Annotated in this window: 25 protein-coding genes and 1 other RNA gene; 19 read left to right on the top strand and 7 right to left on the bottom strand. The window is 41.0% G+C overall.

The features are described from left to right. Positions 1–52 precede the first annotated feature (52 nt). The 11 genes from PQ469_RS13360 (at position 53) to PQ469_RS13310 (ending at position 10,765) form a co-directional block, all read left to right on the top strand. On the top strand, positions 53–688 hold the full coding sequence (locus tag PQ469_RS13360) for a peroxiredoxin (RefSeq protein ID WP_274213402.1): 636 nt from the start codon (positions 53–55) through the stop codon (positions 686–688). Between the two features lie 140 nt (positions 689–828). Then, on the top strand, positions 829–1,026 hold the full coding sequence (locus PQ469_RS13355) for a cold-shock protein (protein WP_090650362.1): 198 nt from the start codon (positions 829–831) through the stop codon (positions 1,024–1,026). A 112-nt stretch (positions 1,027–1,138) separates the two neighbouring features. Then, on the top strand, positions 1,139–2,371 hold the full coding sequence (locus tag PQ469_RS13350; RefSeq protein ID WP_274213401.1) for an MFS transporter: 1,233 nt from the start codon (positions 1,139–1,141) through the stop codon (positions 2,369–2,371). A 144-nt stretch (positions 2,372–2,515) separates the two neighbouring features. Then, complete coding sequence (gene hemF / locus PQ469_RS13345) at positions 2,516–3,430, top strand: oxygen-dependent coproporphyrinogen oxidase (RefSeq protein WP_274213400.1); 915 nt, start codon at positions 2,516–2,518, stop codon at positions 3,428–3,430. 11 nt (positions 3,431–3,441) lie between these two features. Further along, positions 3,442–3,840: a hypothetical protein gene (locus PQ469_RS13340; RefSeq protein WP_274213399.1), complete on the top strand. Its 399-nt coding sequence runs from the start codon at positions 3,442–3,444 to the stop codon at positions 3,838–3,840. A 163-nt stretch (positions 3,841–4,003) separates the two neighbouring features. Next, entirely contained in the window at positions 4,004–6,568 is a 2,565-nt protein-coding gene (gene gyrA, locus PQ469_RS13335) for a DNA gyrase subunit A (RefSeq protein ID WP_274213398.1), read from the top strand. Between the two features lie 47 nt (positions 6,569–6,615). Beyond that, positions 6,616–7,692 (top strand): tetratricopeptide repeat protein, encoded by a 1,077-nt coding sequence (locus tag PQ469_RS13330; protein WP_274213397.1) that lies wholly within the window; start codon positions 6,616–6,618, stop codon positions 7,690–7,692. A gap of 6 nt (positions 7,693–7,698) precedes the next feature. Next, the gene (locus tag PQ469_RS13325) at positions 7,699–8,946 is read left to right on the top strand and encodes a tetratricopeptide repeat protein (protein ID WP_090650375.1); all 1,248 of its coding nucleotides are present in this window, start codon (positions 7,699–7,701) and stop codon (positions 8,944–8,946) included. A gap of 171 nt (positions 8,947–9,117) precedes the next feature. Continuing rightward, a complete protein-coding gene (locus tag PQ469_RS13320) occupies positions 9,118–9,645 on the top strand; it encodes a hypothetical protein (RefSeq protein ID WP_274213396.1) in 528 nt (175 codons plus the stop codon). Between the two features lie 45 nt (positions 9,646–9,690). After that, positions 9,691–10,188, top strand: coding sequence for an RNA polymerase sigma factor (locus PQ469_RS13315; RefSeq protein ID WP_090650380.1), 498 nt, complete (start codon positions 9,691–9,693; stop codon positions 10,186–10,188). Then, positions 10,175–10,765 (top strand): hypothetical protein, encoded by a 591-nt coding sequence (locus tag PQ469_RS13310; protein WP_274213395.1) that lies wholly within the window; start codon positions 10,175–10,177, stop codon positions 10,763–10,765. The genes PQ469_RS13315 and PQ469_RS13310 overlap by 14 nt, the downstream gene beginning before the upstream one ends. A 117-nt stretch (positions 10,766–10,882) precedes the next feature. Here the strand turns inward: PQ469_RS13310 and PQ469_RS13305 are convergent, their stop codons facing one another. The 6 genes from PQ469_RS13305 to dinB all read right to left on the bottom strand — a co-directional run bounded on the left by PQ469_RS13305 (position 10,883) and on the right by dinB (position 17,317). Further along, positions 10,883–11,587: a LytR/AlgR family response regulator transcription factor gene (locus PQ469_RS13305; RefSeq protein WP_274213394.1), complete on the bottom strand. Its 705-nt coding sequence runs from the start codon at positions 11,585–11,587 to the stop codon at positions 10,883–10,885. A gap of 3 nt (positions 11,588–11,590) precedes the next feature. Further along, positions 11,591–12,616 carry a sensor histidine kinase gene (locus tag PQ469_RS13300; protein ID WP_274213393.1) on the bottom strand — a complete coding sequence of 342 codons (1,026 nt, stop codon included), beginning with the start codon at positions 12,614–12,616 and terminating at the stop codon, positions 11,591–11,593. A gap of 111 nt (positions 12,617–12,727) precedes the next feature. After that, on the bottom strand, positions 12,728–13,966 hold the full coding sequence (locus PQ469_RS13295) for an acyltransferase family protein (RefSeq protein ID WP_274213392.1): 1,239 nt from the start codon (positions 13,964–13,966) through the stop codon (positions 12,728–12,730). 155 nt (positions 13,967–14,121) lie between these two features. Continuing rightward, a complete protein-coding gene (locus tag PQ469_RS13290) occupies positions 14,122–15,090 on the bottom strand; it encodes a glycoside hydrolase family 43 protein (RefSeq protein WP_274213391.1) in 969 nt (322 codons plus the stop codon). An 80-nt stretch (positions 15,091–15,170) separates the two neighbouring features. Next, on the bottom strand, positions 15,171–16,034 hold the full coding sequence (locus PQ469_RS13285; protein WP_274213390.1) for an SGNH/GDSL hydrolase family protein: 864 nt from the start codon (positions 16,032–16,034) through the stop codon (positions 15,171–15,173). 98 nt (positions 16,035–16,132) lie between these two features. Beyond that, a complete protein-coding gene (gene dinB / locus PQ469_RS13280) occupies positions 16,133–17,317 on the bottom strand; it encodes a DNA polymerase IV (protein ID WP_274213389.1) in 1,185 nt (394 codons plus the stop codon). Positions 17,318–17,389: 72 nt separating this feature from the next. Between dinB and PQ469_RS13275 the strand changes: the two genes are divergently transcribed. The 8 genes from PQ469_RS13275 (at position 17,390) to PQ469_RS13240 (ending at position 22,867) form a co-directional block, all read left to right on the top strand. Next, positions 17,390–18,019 (top strand): 2'-5' RNA ligase family protein, encoded by a 630-nt coding sequence (locus PQ469_RS13275; RefSeq protein WP_274213388.1) that lies wholly within the window; start codon positions 17,390–17,392, stop codon positions 18,017–18,019. A gap of 11 nt (positions 18,020–18,030) precedes the next feature. After that, a complete protein-coding gene (locus PQ469_RS13270; protein ID WP_090651056.1) occupies positions 18,031–18,651 on the top strand; it encodes a 2'-5' RNA ligase family protein in 621 nt (206 codons plus the stop codon). Positions 18,652–18,658: 7 nt separating this feature from the next. Further along, on the top strand, positions 18,659–19,231 hold the full coding sequence (locus tag PQ469_RS13265) for a 2'-5' RNA ligase family protein (RefSeq protein ID WP_274213387.1): 573 nt from the start codon (positions 18,659–18,661) through the stop codon (positions 19,229–19,231). 102 nt (positions 19,232–19,333) lie between these two features. Next, a complete protein-coding gene (locus tag PQ469_RS13260; RefSeq protein ID WP_274213386.1) occupies positions 19,334–19,867 on the top strand; it encodes a hypothetical protein in 534 nt (177 codons plus the stop codon). A 235-nt stretch (positions 19,868–20,102) separates the two neighbouring features. Further along, positions 20,103–20,201, top strand: an RNA gene (gene ffs, locus PQ469_RS13255) — signal recognition particle sRNA small type. Positions 20,202–20,418: 217 nt separating this feature from the next. Next, a complete protein-coding gene (locus PQ469_RS13250) occupies positions 20,419–20,883 on the top strand; it encodes a hypothetical protein (RefSeq protein ID WP_274213385.1) in 465 nt (154 codons plus the stop codon). Between the two features lie 251 nt (positions 20,884–21,134). Then, positions 21,135–21,800: an adenylate/guanylate cyclase domain-containing protein gene (locus PQ469_RS13245; RefSeq protein ID WP_274213384.1), complete on the top strand. Its 666-nt coding sequence runs from the start codon at positions 21,135–21,137 to the stop codon at positions 21,798–21,800. Positions 21,801–21,907: 107 nt separating this feature from the next. Continuing rightward, complete coding sequence (locus tag PQ469_RS13240) at positions 21,908–22,867, top strand: YpdA family putative bacillithiol disulfide reductase (protein WP_274213383.1); 960 nt, start codon at positions 21,908–21,910, stop codon at positions 22,865–22,867. A gap of 125 nt (positions 22,868–22,992) precedes the next feature. On the opposite strand, the gene PQ469_RS13235 is transcribed toward PQ469_RS13240, so the two are convergent. Beyond that, positions 22,993–23,706 (bottom strand): ThuA domain-containing protein, encoded by a 714-nt coding sequence (locus PQ469_RS13235; protein ID WP_274213382.1) that lies wholly within the window; start codon positions 23,704–23,706, stop codon positions 22,993–22,995. Between the last annotated feature and the right edge of the window lie 438 nt (positions 23,707–24,144).

The raw sequence follows: 24,144 nt of genomic DNA, 5'->3' as shown, positions 1-24,144 counted from the left end.
TTAATGTATATTAACTTAGTAGACTTTAATCTACTTAAATTATAATTTAGTCATGAGTTTACGATTAGGCGATAAAGCCCCAAATTTTCAAGCAAAAACCTCGGCAGGAGAAATAGACTTTTACGAATACCTTGGCGATAGCTGGGGAGTATTATTCTCGCACCCAGGCGATTATACACCGGTTTGTACTACCGAACTTGGTAAAACAGCGGCATTAAAAGATGAATTTGCTAAACGCAATGTTAAAGTTTTAGCACTAAGTGTTGATTCGGTTGAATCACATACCGGGTGGATAAACGATATTAATGAGACGCAAGGAGTAGAGGTAAACTTCCCGATTATTGCCGATGAAGACCGTAAAATTTCTGAAGCTTACGATATGATCCACCCCAACGCGTCTGTAAACGCAACGGTGCGCTCGTTGTTTATTATCGGGCCCGATAAAGCCGTAAAGTTAATTATTACTTATCCTGCATCAACCGGGCGTAATTTCCAGGAAATTTTAAGGGTTATTGATTCGTTGCAGTTAACGGCCAATTACGGTGTTGCTACACCAGCCGATTGGAAAGACGGAGAAGACGTTGTTGTGGTACCTGCTACCAAGACAGAAGACATTCCGGCCAAATTTCCAAAGGGTTTTACACTCATAAAACCCTACTTACGCACTACTCCGCAACCAAATAAATAATTTTATTTGGTTTATTAATTATTTTATATATTTGAAAAAGATAGGGTTATCTATTCCGTCTGAACATTAAAACCATTTTATTTTCAGTTTGGCTTTAGTTTTTAATCTCACAACAATTTTTTAATACGATAATTATAATTATGAAAACTGGAAAAGTAAAATGGTTTAACACACAAAAGGGTTACGGCTTTATTGTTACCGAAGATGGTAAAGATCTTTTTGTACACTTTAAGGATGTGCAAGGTGGCGTAAATGCCATTAAAGATAACGATAGCGTTACTTATGAGGTGGAAGAAGGCAGAAAAGGATTACAGGCAGTAAATGTTAAAAAAGCATAAATAACCAAAGTTCTTGATAAAAGACCTCTGCACACACAGGGGTTTTTTTTGTGCTGTTTTTTTGAAATTATATGTATAATTCTGCTACTTTAGCCATCCAATTATTATAATTATGACTGATGTTACCGCCGCTAAGGCCACCAGGAACATGATATTCCTTGTACTTGTTGCTTCCCTGGGTTATTTTGTTGATATCTATGATCTGCTGGTTTTTTCGATAGTACGTATTTCAAGCCTTAAAGATCTGGGATTGAATGAACAGCAAATCACCGATAAAGGTCAATTTATTATCAGCGTGCAAATGTTTGGCTTGTTACTTGGTGGAATCATGTGGGGCATTGTAGGTGATAAACTCGGGCGAATAAAGGTACTTTTTGGTTCTATATTACTTTATTCAATCGCCAATTTTGCCAATGGCCTTGTTCATGATGTAAATACGTATGCTATTGTCCGTTTTATAGCGGGAATTGGCCTTGCCGGTGAATTAGGAGCAGGTATTACACTGGTAAGCGAAACTTTAAGTAAGGAAAACAGGGGATATGGCACCATGATGGTAGCTGTAATAGGTCTTTTTGGCGCAACTGCTGCTTACGCTGTAGCAAAGTTTGGATGGCGTAATGCTTATTTTGTTGGAGGCGGCCTGGGTATTTTACTTTTGCTATTGCGGATAGGCACCTTTGAATCGGGCATGTTTAAAAACGAAAAAAACAGCGGTGCAGCTAAAGGCAACATCCTGATTTTATTGACAAACTGGACGCGGTTTAAAAAGTATCTGTTTTGTATACTTATAGGCGCGCCGTTGTGGTATGTTGTAGGGGTGCTTATTAGTTTTTCGGATAAATTTGGCATTGCTTTAGGTGCTAAAACACTTATTAAACCCGGCGATGGTATTTTTTATAGCTATATAGGCATTGCAGTGGGCGATGTTGTAGCGGGCCTGCTTGCGCAGTTTACAAAATCAAGAAAACTTACCATGGCAACTTTTTTACTGCTGTCGTTAGTGAGTGTTCACTTTTACCTGAGCAGTAAGGGAATTACTCCAGAGAAATTTGCGGTGCTAAGCTTTTTTATGGGATGCACAGTAGGATATTGGGCCACTTTTGTTACGATAGCCTCAGAGCAATTCGGGACAAATATCCGCTCGACAGTTACTACTACCGTACCAAATTTCGTTCGGGGACTGCTAATTCCGATCATAATGGTGTTTAACCTTTTTAAAGTACATTACGGAGATATCACAGCTGGCTATATCATGATGGGGCTACTTACTATTATTTCGTTACTTTCGTTAAGTCAGCTAAAGGAAACTTTTGGTAAGGATTTGGATTATGTAGAGATAAGTTAGGGTTGGTGAATAGTTTATTAAGTTCGATTGGTTGATTAGGTTAGAAACCTTAACTATCGCAACCCGGGTAACTTCTGTTTTTTATATCCGATGCTAACCAATCAACCAATCACTTAATCAACCAAAAAAATTACATTTGCATTAATGATTAGCAAAGAACAAATAGCTGCAGACTACCAACAGATACAGGACGAGATATGTGCGGCGCTTGAACTTACAGATGGCCTTGCCACGTTTGAAGAAGAAAAATGGGAGCGGGAAGGCGGCGGCGGCGGCCGTACGTGTGTTATCCAAAATGGCAATATTTTTGAAAAGGGGGGCGTAAACTTTTCGGCCGTGCATGGCCAGCTACCCGATAGCATGAAAAGAGCTTTACAGGTAGAATCTGATGATTTTTTTGCGACAGGTGTTTCCATCGTAATTCATCCAAATCATCCGATGGTGCCTATCATCCACATGAACATCCGTTACTTTGAAATGCCTTCATCTATGAATGGTAATAACCAACCTATCCGGTGGTTTGGTGGCGGCATCGATCTTACACCACATTATGTGATTGATGATGACGCTAAATTTTTTCATACCAGCTTAAAAGCTGTCTGCGATAATTACTATCATGATTTTTATCACCGGTTTAAACTTTGGGCCGATGATTATTTTTACATCAAACACCGAAACGAAACCAGGGGTATAGGTGGTGTTTTTTATGACAGGCTGACTGCCAATGACGAATTATCGTGGGAGAATATTTTCGATTTTTCGAAAGCGTTAGGTCGTTCTTTTATCCCAACTTATACCGAATTGGTAAACCGTAACCGTAGTAAATCTTTTACCGAACAAGAGCAGTTGTGGCAATACCAGCGCCGCAGCCGCTATGCCGAGTTTAACCTGGTTTATGACGCCGGCACCAAATTTGGCCTGGAAACCAATGGCCGTATCGAATCAATATTAATGAGCCTGCCGCCAACAGCCAAGTGGGTGTATAACTACCAGGCAACGCCGGGCAGCGAGGAAGAAAAAACACTATCTTTATTAAAAAAAGGAATTAACTGGGCTTAATATCATTACCTATGAAAAAGCTTGTACTGCCAATTTTAACAATTTGCTTTTTGTGCTCCTTTGCCGCAATGGATTACCCACTTAAAGGCGTATGGGAATATAGGGGAGGTGTTGTTAACGGCAAAACGGATAGCGCTTCAACCGCTTATACTTTACTGCGCACATATGATAAATTGCATTATAAAGCCGTTTTAAAGGAAAAGGGGGAGAAGGATGTGGTTTACGAAAAAGGAGATTATCAATTGCAGGCCGATACTTGTTTTGAAACACAAACCTACAGCCTGCAATCCTCAGAATTGCTCAATAAAGTAGTGAAATATACTTATACAATTAGTAATGATACACTTAAATTATTCACCGTTTTACCCAACGGTAATAAGATTGAAGATCACTGGGTGAAAATCAAATAAACCAAACCTGCAACGTTAATAAATTAGCTGGTGTGCATAAATTATGCATGCATATTGTTGCCAAAATTGGCACATTAGTCAACTATTTTCTTAACTTCGCAGGTCGTTTAAAAATCAATTTTTAACACGAAAAACAGAGAGAAGGTTCTACAAATAAATAAAAATGGCTGACGATAATTCAAGCAAAGAAGACAGAATAATTTCGATAAATATTGATGAGGAAATGCGATCTGCGTACATTGATTATTCAATGTCGGTGATTGTTTCCAGGGCGCTGCCCGATGTTCGCGACGGACTGAAACCCGTACACAGGCGTGTGTTATTTGGCATGCTTGATTTGGGCTTAAATAATAACAAGCCCTACAAAAAATCGGCCCGTATAGTGGGCGAGGTGATGGGTAAATATCACCCACATGGTGATAAATCTGTTTACGATACCATGGTACGTATGGCCCAGGAGTGGAGCCTGCGTTACTTACTGGTAGAAGGACAAGGTAACTACGGCTCGATAGATGGCGACGAACCTGCAGCAATGCGTTATACCGAGGCCCGCTTACAAAAGCTTGCTGAAGAGATGCTGGCCGACATTAACAAGGATACCATAGATTTTCAATTAAACTTCGACGACTCGTTACAGGAACCAACCGTTTTACCTGCTAAATTCCCTAACCTTTTGGTTAACGGAGCTTCGGGTATAGCGGTGGGTATGGCCACCAATATGGCACCCCATAATTTATCGGAGGTTATTGATGCCACCATGGCATTAATTGATAACCGCCAGATAGAGGTTACCGAGCTAATGAAATACGTAAAAGGCCCCGATTTCCCTACAGGCGGTATCATTTATGGTTTTGAAGGTCCGCGTGAGGCATTAGAGACAGGCCGGGGCAGGATTGTTATCCGCTCGCGTGCCGAGATTGAGACCCACGGAAACGACAGGGAACGCATTATTGTTACCGAAGTACCTTACCAGGTAAACAAAGCGTTGATGATTGAGCGCACCGCCGAACTGGTGAACGATAAAAAACTGGAAGGCATTTCTGCCATCCGCGATGAATCGAGCAGGGAGGGTATCCGCATAGTTTATGAGATAAAACGCGAAGCTAATGCAGCTATCGTACTAAATAACCTATTCAAATACACCGCGTTACAAACATCATTTAGTGTAAACAACATCGCACTGGTTAATGGCCGCCCGATGATGCTGAACCTGAAGGACCTGATTCACCACTTTGTGGAGCACAGGCACGAGGTTGTTATCCGCCGTACCAAATTTGAACTTGCAGAAGCCGAAAAACGCGCCCATATTTTAGAGGGTTTATTGATCGCCTTAGATCATTTAGATGAAGTTATCCGACTGATCCGTGCATCGCAAACGCCTGATGAAGCAAGAGAAGGCTTAATGGCCCAGTTTGGATTAAGTGATATCCAGGCGCGTGCCATATTGGATATGACGCTTCGCCGGTTAACGGGACTTGAGCGTGATAAGATCAAAGATGAATATGCAGCCTTAATGAAACTGATTGAGCACTTGAAATCTATCCTGGCCGATGAAGGTTTAAGGATGCAGATCATTAAAGATGAACTCTTAGAGATCAAAGATAAATATGGCGATGAGCGCCGTACCGAAATGGTGCACTCATCTGCCGAGATGCAGACTGAAGACTTTATTGAGGATGAAGATGTGGTTATTACCATATCGCGCGAAGGTTACATTAAACGTACGCCTTTAACCGAGTATCGCCGCCAGGGCAGGGGTGGTAAAGGTTCTATCGGCAGTAACAGCCGCGATGCTGATTTTATCGAGCATCTGCTTGTTGCATCCAATCACAACTACATGCTGTTCTTTACCGAATCGGGTCAGTGTTACTGGTTACGTGTATTTGAAATCCCCGAAGGAACGCGTACTTCAAAAGGACGTGCTATACAAAATATCATCAATATCCCTAAGGAGGAAAACATTAAAGCATACATCAAGCTGATTAGCCTTAAGGATAAAGAATACCTGGAGAACAACTTTATTATCATGTGTACCAAAAAAGGTACCATTAAGAAAACTTCTTTAGAAGCATACTCACGTCCGCGTGCTAATGGTATCAACGCTATTAACATTAACGAAGGCGACTCACTATTAGAAGCAACCTTGACAACCGGCAGCAGCGAAATTGTTATGGCGCTTAAATCGGGTAGGGCTATCCGCTTCAACGAGTCGACAGTTAGACCAATGGGTCGTACCGCAACAGGTGTTCGTGGTATTACTTTGGATGACGAAACAGATGAGGTTGTTGGTATGATCAGTATCAACGACAGTGAAACAACTGTGTTGGTAGTGTCAGAAAAGGGTTACGGTAAACGGACCGATATTGACGACTACAGGGTAACTAACCGCGGTGGTAAGGGTGTAAAAACTTTAAATATTACCGAAAAAACCGGAAACCTTGTTGCCATAAAAGGTGTTACAGATAAAGAAGATTTGATGATCATCAACAAATCGGGAATTATTATCCGTATAGCCGTAAGTGAACTGCGCACAATGGGCAGGGCTACACAAGGTGTACGTTTGATAACCCTGAAAGGTAACGACGAGATTGCTTCGGTTGCTAAAATTGAGCACGACGAGGATGAAGAGAAAGAAATTGATGAAAATGCAGAAGCAGGTGCAGCCGATGAAAACGAGGCAACCGAAAACAGCGAAGAATCAAAAACTGACGAACCACCAACTGAATAACAAATATGCAGTGCCGTAAAATTGTTTTATCGGTTTTAATACCATTCATGACTACAAATTTTGCCTTTGCTCAGTCCGAAGCGCTGAAAGTTGTAGTTAATAATCTGGCTTTTTACAAGCAAAACAAAGACCTGAAATACCTGCGGGCGGCCAAAAAATCGGCCGACAGCCTGGTGGTTACCAAATCAGATTCAGCAGATTTAGCCAAAAACACCTACCGGGCATTGATTAACGCAAGTATTTTATTTATCGATTCTGCAAATACACTTGGGCAGCCTGCCACGTTATTGGTACAGACATCAGATCTTACAGACAAGCTTTCGGCCAAAAGCAAGATATACAACTATCAGCCCGAAATGGATTATGTAAAGCGGTGCCTGGCTAATACATATATCAGGAAAGGTTTTGAATTTGTAAATAATTCTGACTTCGCTAATGGGCGGCAATCATTTGAAAATGCCAAAAAATATGCGCCCAATTTTAAGCAAATCAATGATTACATCGCATATGCAAATAACAAGATGGGGAATTTGGTAGATGCTGCTAAGTATTACAGTAATTTATTAGCGGTAGATAGCACCCGTACCGAGTATATTGAAACGGCATCAAGTATTTATAAATCATTGGGCGATACAGCAAAAGCGCTTCAAATACTCAAAAAAGGGCGAAAACTTGTACCTAATGACAGGTTTTTATTGCTGGATGAAGCCAATATCTACAACAATTTAAAGGATTATAAATCATTAGAGCCATTAATTGCGCAACTACTTGATATTAATTCAAATAACGCCGATATTGCATTTGTAGCCGCTAACTGCTACGATCATCTGAACAAATACGACCAGGCTGAATCGCTTTATTTACATACTATTGAGTTAAATGGTTCGGCTTATGACCCGGCACTTAACCTGGGGTTATTGTACTTAAAGGAAAGCGCTTTGGCAAAGCAGGAGGGGGAGAGTGACAGGAATATTGGTATGGCTATTCAATGGCTCGAAAAAGCCAACGAAATATCGCCGGGCAATGTGAAAGGTTTACAGGCTTTGCAAATTGTATATGCTAAAACCAATAACAAAGATCAACTTGACAAAATAAACAATAAATTAAAACAGCTAACTAACTAATAAAACATGAAAATCAAACTTTTGATGGCGGGCCTGCTGGGCTTAGTTTCCGCAACAACGTTTGCGCAAAAAGGCGAATTGAACACTGCCAAATCAGAATATGAAAAGTATGAAGGTTTAAGGGGCACACCCTTGGCTAAAGCAAGTTTAACTACTGCACGCACTTCTATCGACAAGGCAGCCGCTAATGAAAAAACAGCGACATTGCCACTTACTTACGCATTAAAAGGTGTAATTTACTCTACCTATGCTAACTTGGATTCAGTAGCAACTACTTCGTTACCGTTGTTTACAACTGCCGAAGAAGCGTTAAAAAAAGCTAAAGAGTTGGATACTAAAGGCGAAAATAAACAACTTATTGACGCTGGTAACTTAAATCTGGCCCAATACCAGCTTACAAAAGGCGTTGCCGAATATGGAAGCGGCAAATATGATCTTGCTTATAAATCATTTGATTATTATCGTACTATATTGCCCGAAGATACCAATGCTATTTATTACACTGGTTTATCGGCGGCAAATTCAAAAAATTATCCTGCAGCCATATCAAACTACACTAAACTTGTAACTACCAAGTTTTCAAAAGTACAAGGTGTATATCTTGATCTGTCGTCTGTTTACCTGTTAAATGCGGATACAGCTAATGCACTAAAAACGGTTAGCGAAGGCGTAGCTAAATATCCTAATAATGCCGAACTACGCAAAAGAGAAATTGAGATAAGCCTGCAAACTGGCAAAGAGAAAGAAGTTTTGGATAAAATACAAAGCGCGTTAACAGCCGATCCTAAAAACAAAACTTTATATTATTATGCTGGTTTAACATATTCACAGACCGCAGAAGCAACTACAAAAGAACAAGCCAAAGCAAAAGACGCTGCTACAAAAGCCAAATTACAGGCAAGCAAAGTTGAAAACTATAATAAAGCGGCAGAAATGTACAAAAAGGCATTAGAGATAGATCCTAACTATTTTGAAGCCAATCTGAATTTAGGTTACGTTATCATTAATCCTGCTATCGATGATTATAATGCTGCCAATAAATTGCCGGCCAACAAACAAAAAGAATACGATGTAGCTATAGCGAAAGCAAAAGCTCAGTTTGAAGCGGCAAAACCATACTTATTAAAAGCTGCAGATTTAAATCCAAAATCTATTGATGCATTAACAAACTTGCGTACTTATTACCTGGGAGTAAAAGACGAAGCAAATGCAGCCAAACTAAAGGCACAGATAGAGGCATTACCAAAGCAATAAAATATATTGAAAAGGAGAGGCTTTCATTGCAAAGCCTTTCTCCTTAGTATATTTATTTAACATAATGTTAATTATGTAATATCGCCTTGATGACCGATAAATAAAGTTCCATTTTATACGTTGAATCGCAGCACTTGATTCTCTTTACTATTTTGTTCAACTTTACAGCGCATGACAGTTACCACCTACGGACTACAGCATATTAAGAAAGAGATTCAGCATTTGCCACATGAGCAGTTATCTGAATTATTGCTTCGCCTGTCGCGTTATAAAAAAGAGAATAAAGAATTATTGGCTTATTTATTGTTTGAAGCCTATGACGAGGCTGCGTTTATAGAAAAAGTCAAAGCCGAGGCGGGGTTTATGTTTAGCCAATTGCCGGCATTAAGTTATAATGCCGCCAAAGGCATGCGCAAAATACTGCGGCTCCTAAACAAGTACACTAAGTTTACAGGATCAAAAACAGCAGAAATAGAGTTTTTGCTAAATTTCTGCAGCAATTACCTGGAGTATGCCGACAGGCGGACCTCCTACAAACCAATCCGCCTGATATTAACCCGGCAGGTTGAAAAGGTAAAAACGCTAATAACTAAACTACATGAAGACCTTCAATACGATTTTGCCGATAACTACAATGCATTAATTGCCGATGCTGAAAAAAAATTAAACTGGTTTAAAAAGAGTGATTACCTGTTGTAACATATGTACACTAAGATAATCTAACGTATATAAATTCTATTAACAGTGGCCAACAAAGAAGCAGCATTCAAGGAAATTTATGCAGCTAATTCTAAAAAGATTTTCCATTTGTGCTATGGTTATACCGGCGACGATGACGCCGCGAACGACTTGCTACAGGAAACTTTTTTAAAAGTATGGCAAAACCTGGATAAATTTCGTAACCAGGCCATGATCTCTACCTGGATCTATCGTATTGCAGTAAACACCTGCTTAACCTACCTGCGATCAGAGAAGCGACAGGCAAAAGACGAACTTACCGAACAAATAGCCGAAACAAAACGAGAGGAATTTTCTGAAAAGAATGAGCAGGTTGCTTTACTGTATAAATGCATATCAAAACTGGAAGAATCGGAAAGAATTATTATAACACTGGTGCTTGATGAAGTGCCGTACCCCGAAATAGCAGATGTTTCGGGCATATCAGAGGGGAATTTGAGGGTGAAAATTTATCGTATTAAACAGAAGCTAACAGAATTATATAACCAGTATGAAAGACTTTGATCATTTGATGTCGGTTTGGCAGGGACAGCCAAAGCAAGATCAGCTTTCAGTGGATGATGTGCTGAAGCAGGTAAAGAAGGGAATTCGCGGCATAACCAACAAGTTGTATTGGACAATTGTGGCCATGGTAGCCGTTACTGTATTCGCGGCCATTGTTGCATTTTTCCTGGCGTTCAAGTCAGGGGTTACAACGGCGGGTATTTTAATAGTATTGCTTACCATGCTGATGTATTTGGCGCTTACCGTAAGGCACTATCACATTTTAAGCAAGCGCGACGCAACCATTAACCCGGCCGAATATTTGGATAGCCTAAAAGAGTATCAAAAAACACGATCGAAAATTACAGGTTGGTTTTATTACATCTACATACTGTTAATCAGCGCCGGGCTGGCACTGTACTTTATTGAGGTGCTGGAAAACTCTTCCCTGGCATTTAAAATTGGCACTTACAGCTCTATCACCATCTGGTTTCTGTTTACCACTTTTTATTTAAAGCCGAGGATGTTTAAAAACGAGGAAGAAAAACTTAACCTGATGATAGATAGACTGGTTCGGTTAAAAGAACAGTTTAATTAAAGATCATTGAACCAGGCTTCGTAACGTGTATTTTTCAAAAAACTGGTCATAATCCCGGCCTGACGCAAAACTTACGAAGTTTTTAAAACTTCATAAGTTTTGCGTTACCACCGATCATTATTTATTCCCCCTATTAATCAACAATTGCATCACCTGTTCCCGCAACTGCCTGCTGATAGGTACATGGTGTGTTCCTACTTCCAGCATATTACCATCAATTGAGGTTACCTTATCGTATGCCACAAAGTACGATTTATGAGTTTGTAAAAACTTACGTTGCGGTAGCCTTTCGCCAAAAGCTTTTAATGTGCTGTGGGTTATGATCTTTTTGTTGACCGTTTGTATCACCACATAGTTCTCCATGCCCTGCACAAACAACACCTCATCAAAAACAACTTTTTCCAACTTGCCTTCGCTCTTTACAAACATATATCCCATTTCAGTACCACTACTCCCCTTTTGATCAAAATAATCTTTGGCCTTAAAGGCAGCTTTCATAAATCGCTCAAACGAGATAGGTTTTAATAGATAATCCAGCACATCAAGGTCAAAACCATCTGTGGCATATTCCTTAAAGGCCGTGGTAAATATTACTTTTGGCGGGTTTTGCAACGACTTAATAAATTCAACCCCTGTTAAATGCGGCATCCGGATGTCTAGAAACAACAGATCTACGGGCTGTTGTTTCAATACTTCGTTCAGTTCCATAGCATCCTCGCACTGGGCTTTTAAATCAAAAAAACTGGTCTTTTCCACATAACCTTGCAAGCCTTTGCGGGCAAAAGGTTCATCATCGGTTATTATACAAGTTATCAAGCTCATAAGTTAAAATTCTATCATCAACTCTGCCGAAAAACGATTTCCTTCACGGCCAACAGCTAACCTGTGTTTATCCGGATACAACAACTGTAAACGGCGGCGTAAATTCTCTAACCCAATACCTGTATAGTTTTCGTTAATCTGTATTTGTGCCGGTACATCGTTAACTGTAGCAAAAATAAAGTCGCCGTCGTTAATATTTGCACTAATGCTGATTTCAAAATTGCCACCCGCATATTTGAAAGCATTTTCGACCAATGGTAGTAGTAGTAATGGGTAAATTGGTTGGTCTGTTAACCTTTCATCAAAACAAACGTTCAGTTTCAATTTACTGCTGGCCCTTATTTGCTGAAAGCGGATGTAGTTTTGCAGGTATTCCAATTCGTGGCTTATAGGTACCTGTTGCTGCTGATCGTAAAGTTGATATCTTAACAAACTGGAAAGCAATTCTGTACTTTGCTTAGCCGCCGGCACATCCTCATCCATCTGAAAATAAATGGTGTTTAAAGCATTAAACAAAAAGTGCGGATGATATTGGGCTTTCAAAAACTTAAGTTCGGTTTCTAACTGATCGTTAGTCAACTTTTCCAACTGTACCTTGTTGGCAATGTAGGCCTTTAACCATGTACTGCTGCGTGCTATCCCATAATAAATAATGGCATATAAGGTTGGTATCATGGTGAGGTCTGCAAGATCGCCCCAGGAAAGGCCATCATCGGTTAATGCCGCCATAGGAGTAAATATCAGGTTTACCAAAGCCAGGTTAGCAAGTACCAGTACAACTAGTTCCCGTACTACCCCCTGGTAGTTAAATTGCCGGGGCCAGCGCATGTCATAAAACCGGAAGAGCCGCTCAAAAAGATATATACCTAAATAACCCACCAACACACTACAGCTCATCTCAAGGATATTTAAACCCCAGTCTCTCTTCCAAAACATTTCGTTATGCTCAGTGTCATGCAGTAGCCTGACGGTAAAATATACCATCAACCCATACAACGCGGGAAAAATATATTTCTTAAAAAAATTCATTTGGAAAGTCAGGAGTTAATACAAATGCCCTATTTCGACGTTCGTTAAGTTATGTATAATTGTTTTAATTATGCAATACACATTGGCCGATAAACATCCAACATCATATTATTATAAAGTCGATTCAATAATCCGATCCTGAATAATCGGTAATTCTTGCTTTTCGTCTTGAATCTTAATTCCTGGTTTTTGACTCTTCTTCTCCAAGGGTTTCATTCCAAATAAAAACCGTGTTAAAGCATAAGGGCGTACCAGTAAATGATAAATAAGCACTGTTACAAAAAAGGTAATACCAACCGTATAAATATATTTAGACAGGATACTTTCATTACGTGTTTGTACAATATAATAAACAACTAAAACTATTACAGTTTGATGCAGGATATAAAACGGGTAAACAGCCTGGTTAAGATAATTTAGCGCCTTGTGTGTACCATTAAGATACTGCTTGCCATAACCAACCAACGCCAATACCCATCCCCAGGCAATAATGGGCCTTAAGGCCGTAAAAGCGTAGCTAAATAGTATATTTTGAAAAGGCCACCGTGCTTCACCGGGTTCAATACCGTTCCAACGCATGCATTCCCATAACATTAGGCTTAAAAAACCGATGGTTAAGGCAAAGCGGCGGTTGCGCTTCAGGCTATCCATCAGTTTGGGTTGTACGATGCATATAAAGCCGGCCAGTACAAAAAACAGCCAGTAAACAAAGTAACAGCCATCATGTACAAGGTCATTGGTTTCGGGCAATTGCCAGCTTAACAGGGTAAACCAAATAACGCCTGGCAGCATTAACATATATACCCATTTCCCTTTAGCCAGCAGTGTAAGTTTCTGTTTGAAGCCATCGCTTTTGGACGATGCCATCCAGGCGAATAATGGCGCAAATATTAAATCATAGATAAGCAGGTAAGCAATAAACCACAAGTGGTGCCAGCTGAAGCTGCCTTTGGGATAAGGTACAAAATTAAATACACTTGTATAAAACTGGCCAAAACTGCCACGATAGCCATTTGCAAGCCGTTCCATATAAATTTGCGGCGGCACTATAATAAACATGCCAACCAGCAACGGAACAAACAGCCTGCGGAAACGTAAGCCGATGAAGTTTAAAGCAGATCGCCGCTGCATCATGTAGTAACTCACGGTACCAGAAATAAAAAAGAGCAGCGGCATGCGAAAAAGATGCAAAAAGTGATTTGATTCCATCATCAGGTTGCTGGTTTGGGCGTTTTTGATATGCCAGCTATCCTCGGCCACGTAAGGCATGGCCGAATGAAAAAATAGTACACCAAGAATTGAGATGATCCTTAACCAATCGAGGTATGTTTGGCGTTGTGTGGTTTCCATAATCGTTTTGTTTTTTTATCAAAAGAAACAAAACCGGCATAATCAATATAAATACTTTGACCAACGGTTAAAAACCTTTGACCAACGGCAACTGAGAGCAAGTTTGAGATGTACGATATCAGATATCAGACGCCTTGCTTATGTTGTTTCGAACGTTACTGCAACACCAAAAAACGAAAACTGCCCGAGTCGACTAACATTTTTATTGGTACTCCCTTGCTAAACTCGGCCCTTATAATCGCGGTTTTACGAGGACCAACACGGGTATTGCTGTTGTGTGTATGAAATACATAGTATAAATTGCCGTTTGCATCCTGCAGAAAATCACCATGGCCGGTACCGTTGGCGCCCGTATTTTTCCGGCTGATGAGCGGGCTATCCTGCATTTTTGTCCACGGCCCATAAGGCGACGTTGATGCTGCGTAGCCCACCGCATAATCTTTACTACGAAAATCATTAGCGGTATAAAACAGGTAGTACAGACCGGCATGTTTTAATACGGTAGGCCCTTCTGACACAGGCCATTTGGATAAGTCGGTGTTCTCCCATGGCAGCTCTGCATGCAGGCATTCTTTTACAGTTGCTAAATCAAGGTCAGAAAGATCGGGTTTTAAACGGGCAACAAAAATACGGTTACCATCTTGCAAACGCACGTAGTACAGGTACAGGTTTCCATCGGTATCCTCGAAAACAAAGGGGTCTATTTGTTTACCACTACCAGAAACCTTTTTTTTGTTCTTTTGCACAAATGGACCAAGCGGACTATCACTCGTGGCAATGGCTATCTGCTCATCAGCTGTGTAAGCCATATAATATTTACCCCGATATTTAAAAATCTGCGGCGCCCAAAATCCCTGTGTTCCAAAACTATCTCCTTTCAGTAATGCATGCCCACCTCTATTCCCTATCGGCCCTATCCAATGATGTAAATCAGTTGAGCGGTATACCAAAAATCCATCTTTGCTACCTGTACCGTATAAATAATAAACGCCTTTTTCCATAAAGATGGTCGGATCGGCCATTAAAACGGTATCGCCAGGCACGGACATCACTGGTAATGCCGATACAGGTATAGCTATGGCGAAGGAAAAAACGCATAATACTACTCTAAAAAAAACTTTCATATTAAAAATCTACAGGTGTAAATATCGAAAATTTCGTCGGTGCAATTCTTGGCATACCTGGCCGTCAAATATTGTTTGTATTACTTATTGGCTGTATTATCTGCACCAAACCATTGTTTAAATACTTTTGTCACCGCCCCTGCAATAACGGCGTTTCCCCAATCCGAAGGATGTAAGCCATCGTAAGTTAACCCGATGGCCTCCTTAGGATAAGGATATTCGTCGGTAACAGCATCAAAAGATATTTTCGTAAATTCCGGGTAAACGTAATTTTCGTAAGCACCAGATGCTGGGTTTTTAAGGCGTTTAAATTTAACCAGGTCCTCTATTGCCAGCCGGCGGTCATGGTAAAGGTCAACCACAGGGATTTGTTCCCAACGGCCAATGGAATCTATAGCATTCACAACCATTTCCAACGACTGACCGTTCTTAGTGCGATAGCTGCCAAAGGCATTATTTCGCTGATTATTAATATACACAAAGTCGACTCTTTGCATCGGAGTTATCAGCAGAATTTTGGCAACAGGATTTAAGCTGCGCAGCTTATTGATAATAATGCGGAACGAGCCATAAACGGTAGTATTGCCATTACCGGCTTTATAATCGCCCATGCTGCCAACAGACCTCCCCTGCCACCAGTCGTTAGTTCCCAAAAAAACAGTGTAAATATCCGCGACCGGGATTCCGAGGCTATCTATGTTTTTTGCGATACCGCCCGATGTCCAGCCATTAAACCCCTTATTAATATAATGCAAACCATTGCACTGCTTCGTTACACGGGTTAGATATCCCATAGTAACCCGGTTACCCGTTTCGTCAAGGTGATCGTTTAGGTAAGTGATTGAATCACCTATGGCCACCCAGGTCAATTCCTTAGATTTGTAAGCGCTCAGGGCCACGAATATGGGTACCAACAATAGCAGTAGTCTTATTTGTTTCATCATGGTGGAAATAATTACAGGTTTACCGGAAGTACAGGCGCTAAATTAACCGGATTTTTTTACAAACTGTCCTTAACTGTATCTTCTCTTTCTTTAGTAACCTACCCTTTCAAAAACGGATTAAAATTCCTCGTGCCAATATCCATTCCTGCAGCGCGGCAAACGGTTTTATCGCCAAATTTAAAGTTGATATTATCCATAGCCTGGTATAAGCGAATACGTTCCTCGTTATCCTCAAACAGGTTAATCTGGTAGCGGCCGCTGGCCAGGTTACTCAACCTTACTCCTATCAACCTGATGGGGCGGTGCTGGTTCCATGCTTTTTTTAGCAGGTTTTTAACTCCTGGCAGCAAAATGTGTTCGGCAGCCGTAAGGGCTATCTTTTGCTGCTGCGTGTGGGTTTCAAAGTTGGCGTACCTGATTTTGATAGCCAGGCATGATGCCAGTTTATTTTCCCGCCGCAGTTTTGACGATAGTTCTTCAGTCATCGAAATAAGGATGGTTTCAATGGTGCGATGATCGTTTACATTGATATCGAAAGTGTGCTCCGTCGATATAGATTTACGGTCGGAATGCGGGATGATTTCGCAACGATCTATTCCATGCGCCCTCTCCCAAAGAAAAATCCCAGCCTTGCCGAAAACGGTTTCCAGAAACCTAAGATTGGTACGTTGCAGGTCGCCAATTTTCTCTATTCCATATTGATAAAGCTTTTGGGCAGTACTTTCGCCAAGGCCGGGAATTCTGCTGATTGATAAAGGTGCCAGGAATTGGAGTTCTTCGCCGTGTTTAATAAACAGCTGGCCGTTAGGCTTAGCCGCATTGGTAGCCATTTTAGCCACCGTTTTGCCCGATGCCATCCCAAATGAAATAGGTAAGCCCGTTTCTTTAATAACCCGTTGCCTAAGGTTTGATGCAACCTGGTAGCAATCATAAAATCTATCCATACCGGTAAGATCGATATAAAACTCATCAACCGACGATTTCTGGAATAGCGGTACCGAGTCCTGGATGATATCCGTAACCTCCCTGGATGCTTCAGAATAGCGGCCATGGGAACCCCGAACTATTGTAGCATGAGGGCAAAGCTTCATGGCCTGTTTCATCGGCATGGCCGAGTGGATTCCAAATTTACGGGCCTCATAACTACAGGAGGCCACTACCCCCCTATCTGCCGAGCCACCAATAAGTACCGGAATACCAATAAGCGCCGGGTTAAACTTACGCTCAACCGAAACAAAAAAGGAATCGAGATCGATGTGTACGATATATCGTTTTTGATCCATGAAACAAATTTGCTAATTAATTTGGTATCTTGCTAATTATATTAGTATTTTTGATTGAGAGAAATTTAAAATATGAGGATGTACGAAGATCACTTAATGCTGCTTTCGCCGCCGGAAATAATCAGAACCGAAATTGCCCGCTATAAAAAGGCATCTGCAAAGCTTATTGGAGATTATCAAAGCATGAACTCGCCTGCTCATATTTCTATCCAGCATAAGGAACGCCAGAAACCGTTCACGACCGATAGAAGCATTGAATTTTTAGAAACAGAATTGACAAGCTTGCCGCCGGTATTGCTGCATATTGATGGTTTTGGAAACTTCCCATACCTGCACGGTAAATTCACCATATATGCCAATATACGGTCGACACCTGCGGTTGACGATTGGTTTAACCAGTTAAAGAAAAAACTAAAAATAAAAAAGGCGCTTACGCCGCATATAACTATCACCAGGAATATACCAGAAAAGGATTTCAACAAGTTATGGCCTCATTTAAGGCATAAAAAGCTGGTAGAGCCTTTCTGGATAAATGCGCTTACCGTAGTTAAGCGCGATACGTTTGATCCATATGCCAAATGGGAGTTTTTTAAAGCCTTTGAATTTAAAAATCAGCAAGGCTTTATTGGTACAGAAAACATTGAAGGCGGCCGGATTGAGATGGTCGGCCAGGATCAAACCAGTTTATTTGAAACAATTTAATCAGCAATTATATGAATTCGCCATTTTTTCACTTCGTATTGTCCTTGCCAGATCATGTTAATACCGAGATTGTTAAATTGAAAAACGAAGCCCGGCGGGTAATCGGCGATTACCCCGGCATGGGGTCGAAGCCTCATATCACTACCAACAATTATCCAAAGCACCCCATCCATGTGCATGACCATGGCTTTTCGATGTTTGAGCGCAGGTTGACGGCTTTACCGGCAGCTGTTTTTGAAATAGATGGCTTTGATTGCTTTAACGAAAATAACGGCTATAACAAAACCATTTACGCAAAGCTGAAGATAAGCGACCATAATACCTACTGGCTTAAATTATTGTGGGATATAGTAGGCAAAGGCAGTGGAACACCGCACATTACCATAGCACGCGGACTTACCCCCGAACAGTTTAATTTACTTTGGCCCTATTTTCAAAGGAAAGAGTTGAAAAAGAGGTTTGTGGTATCAAAATTCACCATTTTAAAAAATCTGGTTAACTCCGGCACGTCTGTTTATCGCGAATTTGAGTTTAAAGGTTCGGCCGATTCATTAAACAGTGTTTACCAGGAATATTTAATGCGGCATGTAAAAAACACAGCTGCTGTTAATAAACAAACCAGTCTTTTTTAACTTGAATATGGCCCTTAAATATTATCTGACAGTATTGTCTCCGCCAGATCGTATTGATCAAAAGATAAATGCTTTTAAAAAAGCGTGTTTTAACCGCATTGGTAATTTCCAGGGGATGAATTCGCGTGCACATATTACTTTAGATGTCATTAGGGATGAGGTTGAACCCGGGGCGCAAAAGCCCAAAGTTATCGGTCCTTTTTATGATATGGTCGATTTTATAATAAGGCGAACGATAGCTGTACACAACATCAGGGTAACAGGATTTAACTTTTTTTCGCACGGTCCGGCTTTCCGTACTATTTATGCGGAAATAGAACTGGATAAAGAAACATCCGACTGGTTTACCGTCATTAAGGATTTGCTGATGATAAAAAAGCTCCATCCACACATTACCATTGCGCGTAAAATACCGATAGAGGCATTTAATACCTTATGGCCGCATTTTGTGAAAATTAATTACAGAGACGAGTTTTTAGCCGATGGTATAACCGTGCTGGAAAAAGAGGCCGACACCAAATTTGACAGCTATAAGATTTATAAAAAAATCCCTTTCGACAGAAAGCTGGCTGTGGCATAAAAACTTGATATTGAATAAAAAACCTAAACCTTAAAATAAAATTCGTTGGCTTTAAACCTATTACCTTTTCAAAAATTATTACTTAACTCTAAAAATTTCACAATGAAAAAAATTTACTTGTCGGCTATTTTAGCTACCGGCATTGCGCTTTCTGCAAGTGCCCAAAAATTAGAAAAACCAGAGATCGATAAGATCAAAGGCGACACCACATGGAAAACATCCGATGAACGAATTTACACACAATTGGGCTTTGCTACGGGCAGACTATTATACGTTTACGCGGAAAAAATAGGAACCAGTTACGTGCTGTGCTTCAGGATAGATAATATGAACGGTCCTCGGGTTTGGTCTATCGGTCCGGCCAACATTACCAATATCAAGTTTACTGATAACAGCGTACTGGATTTAAAACCTGATGTAGGCGGCGACGCCCATGTAACTTACGGCTCGCAGGCCGACCGGATTATTAACCTGGTATATTATAAACTGGAGAAAGATGATATCGAAACGTTGAAAACAAAATCAGTTTCAATTATCCGGATCGCGACTGATGGTGCCGCTAACTTCGATTACGAGATTAAACCCAAAAACGCTGATCTGATTAAGAAAGATCTTGAATTGATATTAACAAAGTAAAAAATAAAGAGGCGGTGATTTTAACCGCCTTTGCTATTTCTACCCATCAAAAAACACTGTAAATTTTAAAAACACGCGGTTCACGAACATTCAAGGCCAACAAAGCGCTGGCGTTTATGGCCGATGTAACCAGGAACGGGCAACAAACAATAATCTATTCCTTTAACTATCAGCGGGTAAGCCTTTTTTAACAATTTATTAACCTGATAAGCATCCTTTTTCTATATTTGCCCCGGGGTAAGTCTTTTACGGCCAGCTCCTCTTGAACTCCCCCAGGGTGGGAACGCAGCAAGGGTAGAGAGTTGAGCGGCGCGATAAAAGTAGCTTACCCTTTTTTATGCCTATATTTTTCCTGCCAAAAGCGGGTTCTTTTTTTATTGTGAACCAAGCGACGGTAATCAAGTTTCCTCCCAGACTACAGCCGTTTGCCCCCCTTATAATTAAAAATCATAACGGAGAGAAGCCAGGTAACAAATACCCCAAAAAATGCGCACAAGGCTTCGTAGCATAAAAAAATTAAATATTATTGCAAGATAATTGTCTGCATAAACATGTACGGAACCTTATTGGCATTACACTCCCTCACCCGCTGGCTGGTATTGATAACCCTCCTGTTCGCTATCTTTCGTTCGTACCATGGCTGGTTATCAGGAAGTCCTTATTTGAAATTCGATAACATTGTAAGGCATACTACAGCCACCATAGCACATCTTCAATTAATACTGGGCGTCTGGCTATACTTCATCAGCCCTATTGTCGCTTATTTCTTACATCACTTCGCCACCGCAGTACATGAACGTGCAATCCGTTTTTTTGGCATGGAACACGTTACCATGATGCTGATAGGGATAACCCTTATTACTCTGGGCTCTGTCAAAAGCAAACGACAAACCAATGACCTGAAAAAATTTAAAACAATGGCGATTTGGTTAACCGTAGCCCTGCTGGTAATACTAAGTTCGGTGCCATGGTCGTTTTCACCGCTCATCAGCCGGCCAAATTTCCGGTCATTCTAAAAAATAGTCAACGGCTAAAGGTACCCATTGGATTCTTGTTTTTTTGGGCGCGCGGCAAGAACGTTAATTTTTTGTTGGTATTTTGAATCGTCCTAATATCAGGCGGCAGTACAAAAAAAGACACGGCTCACCGCCCATATCCCTACTTTTACCGGTAAGCGCCCCGGGTTTACCTTTTTTCCTTTGCTACCATTTAGTCATCCCTCTACATTTGTTTAAAATGGTTTTAGGTGTTAATCGTCTATACTAATATGGAAAATAATTATTTCATGCTGAGCCCGGTGCCTGCTCCCCCAGACAAAGAACAGGAACTTGCCATCCTGTTTCTCGATATCCGGAATTTCACCGGCTTATTGGAAGCCCAGTCTGGTAAAACCGTCATTCAAATTGTACGCCGTTTGTTCACCGCGTTTAATCAAATCATTAAGAAATTCGAAGGCAAGGTGGTAGAGATCGCCGGAGACAGTATGTATGCTGTGTTTGGTTTACAAACCGGGTTAAAAGAATCCGTGAACAATGCCTACCAGGCTGCTAAAGTGATGTTCCAAACGGTTGGCCTGTATAACGAAGCTTATGACGAACCTTATTATGGAGGCCCGCTCGAGATTGGTGTCGGTTTGCACGCTGGTAATGTTTTCGTTGGCCAGTTTGGATTGGATAACGCTCCGCAACTATCAGTAATGGGCCTCCCTGTCAACATTGCATCCAGGCTACAAGCCAAAACTAAAGAGTTGGATAACGATATGATCATTTCAGAGCATGCATATCAATTGTTGGCAGATGACGGGGCTATCGCCCATTATCAAACTGTACAGCTACAAGGGATCAGCCAGGGGCAACAGGTCCGGCTGGCAGGAAGGCCATACAGCAATCGCACCCAACCAAACCTGGACTATTTAATGGCTATTTCTGGTTAACATATAAGTGCAGCGGTTCCTCCTGAACATTTTACTTATTTAATCAAAATTGGCACTTGTGCAGATCGATTCACAATTGTCTCTCAAAAACTGCCTATCTTAGCAGCATGCTCGATATACTCATTATAGGTGGCGGCCCCATAGGTTTGGCTTGCGGACTGGCAGCCCAAAAAGCAGGTTTAAGTTTTGTAATTGTGGAAAAAGGCTGCCTGGTAAACTCGTTATATAATTATCCCTCTACTATGACCTTCTTCTCAACTTCAGAGAAATTGGAGATTGGCGGCGTACCTTTTGTAACCGTTCATAACAAACCCACCCGTAACGATGCACTGGAATATTACCGCAGGGTTGCCCTGTCAAACAACCTTCCGCTCCATTTATTTGAGGAGGTAACCAACGTAAAGGCCGATGATGATGGCTATACTATAACAACCAATAAAACAACTTACCGGGCAAAAAAGGTGATACTATCTACCGGCTTTTATGACATAGCGGTTAATTTAAATATCCCCGGCGAAGATCTGCCCAAAGTAAAACACTATTACCAGGATCCGCATTATTATACCTCGCAAAAAGTGGTGGTGGTTGGTTCCAGCAATTCGGCCATTGATGTTGCTCTGGAAACCTATCGTAAGGGCGCCGATGTCACCCTTGTGGTGCGTGGGCCTGAGATTAGCAGCAGGGTTAAATACTGGGTACGGCCGGATATCATTAACCGGATAAAAGAAGGCAGTATAAAGGCTTATTTCAACTCCAATCTTGAAGCCATCCGCGAGCATCAGGTTGATATCAAAACACCTGATGGATTGATTACCATTCCTAACGATTTTGTAATGGCGATGACAGGCTATAAACCCAATTTCGATTTTCTGAAAAAACTGGGCATTATCCTGTCCGAAGATAAATTTATTCCCCAATACAATCCGGAAACGATGGAAACCAACCTGCCCGGTTTATACCTTGCGGGCGTAGTTTGCGGAGGATTGGATACCCACCTTTGGTTTATTGAAAACTCGCGGGTGCATGCCGATATGATTATGAATGATATAGTTGCAAAAAGGCAATAGATCAATAGCATAAAATTCAACTGATGAACATCTCCGGCCCTATCTGCATCCTGTTTATCAGGCCGGAGATTTGTTCATAGGCTTTTCCTGGATTCCTCCCATAGAGAGCATCCTTCAGATGCCAACTACTTCTTCCCTATTGCATATTGAATCCCGCCCAGCAAATGCTTCAGGTATAACGGATCGGCATATGACTCGTCGGTGTGCCCAAGCTCAGTATAAAAGGCCCTGCCGCCATCAAAGCTGTGATACCAGGCCATAGGATGGTTAACGCCGTTTTCGCCGCCTGTGTAGCTTTTTTCATCTATCTTGATCAATACATGCAGGTCATCGGCAATCCATTTGTAATTATACCATTCGTCCCAGCGTTTCCAGTCTTCGGGCAGGTGTTTGGTGGCAATAAAATCATGGTCGACAATATGTAAAACCGCTTCCTGCTGTTTAGGGTGACTTTTAAAATAAGCGCCAACCAGCTTGCCATACCAGGCCCAATCATATTCGGTATCGGTGGCCGCATGTACCCCAACAAAGCCGCCACCGGCTTTAATATACTGTTCAAAGGCTGTTTGCTGCGCATCGTTCAAAACATCACCCGTAGTACTTAAAAATATTACAGCCGCATATTGCTTTAAGTTGGCGGCAGTAAACTTTTCGGCATTGGTTGTGCTATCTACAGTAAAGCCATTTTCGGCCCCCAGCTTCATAATAGCCGGTACGCCAACCGCTATAGAATTGTGATGAAACCCGGCTGTTTTGCAAAATACCAGCACTTTGGTTTTGGCGGCTGCATTGATGATAGCCAAGCCCGTTAGCAGGCAAATGATGATTAATTTTTTCATAATTGATATTTCAAAAGGTTAGTTTGGAAATGTAATTCCGTTATGCAATTTAGTATTAATGTTTCACGTCGCAAGGTTTAGTTTTGAAAGCTGCAAATCATCGACCACAATTCTCGCGGCAACTTTATCGGGCAAAACGCATCTGAGTTGGGTTAACATAACTTAACACATTTTAGCTATTTTATTTATAAGCATTTGATAGTTAATTGTTTGTAATTTATCATGATTAACACTAATCTGATATATCAGGCAATTTAAGTGCATCCAAATATTTGTACCTGTTGTTGGCCAAAACAAGTTACCGAAGCAACCTGGATTTTTTGGCCAGGATGAGGCAATAAACATAAGGTATCGTTTTAGTTAATATTAAATAACAGCTTATCGCCGCTAATTATTCAGATGCGGTTGCCCTGACACTTTTATGTAAAAATTTTGCTT

This window comes from Mucilaginibacter sp. KACC 22773 (assembly GCF_028736215.1).
Lineage (GTDB): Bacteria > Bacteroidota > Bacteroidia > Sphingobacteriales > Sphingobacteriaceae > Mucilaginibacter.
This window is presented reverse-complemented; position numbering and strand designations above follow the sequence as displayed.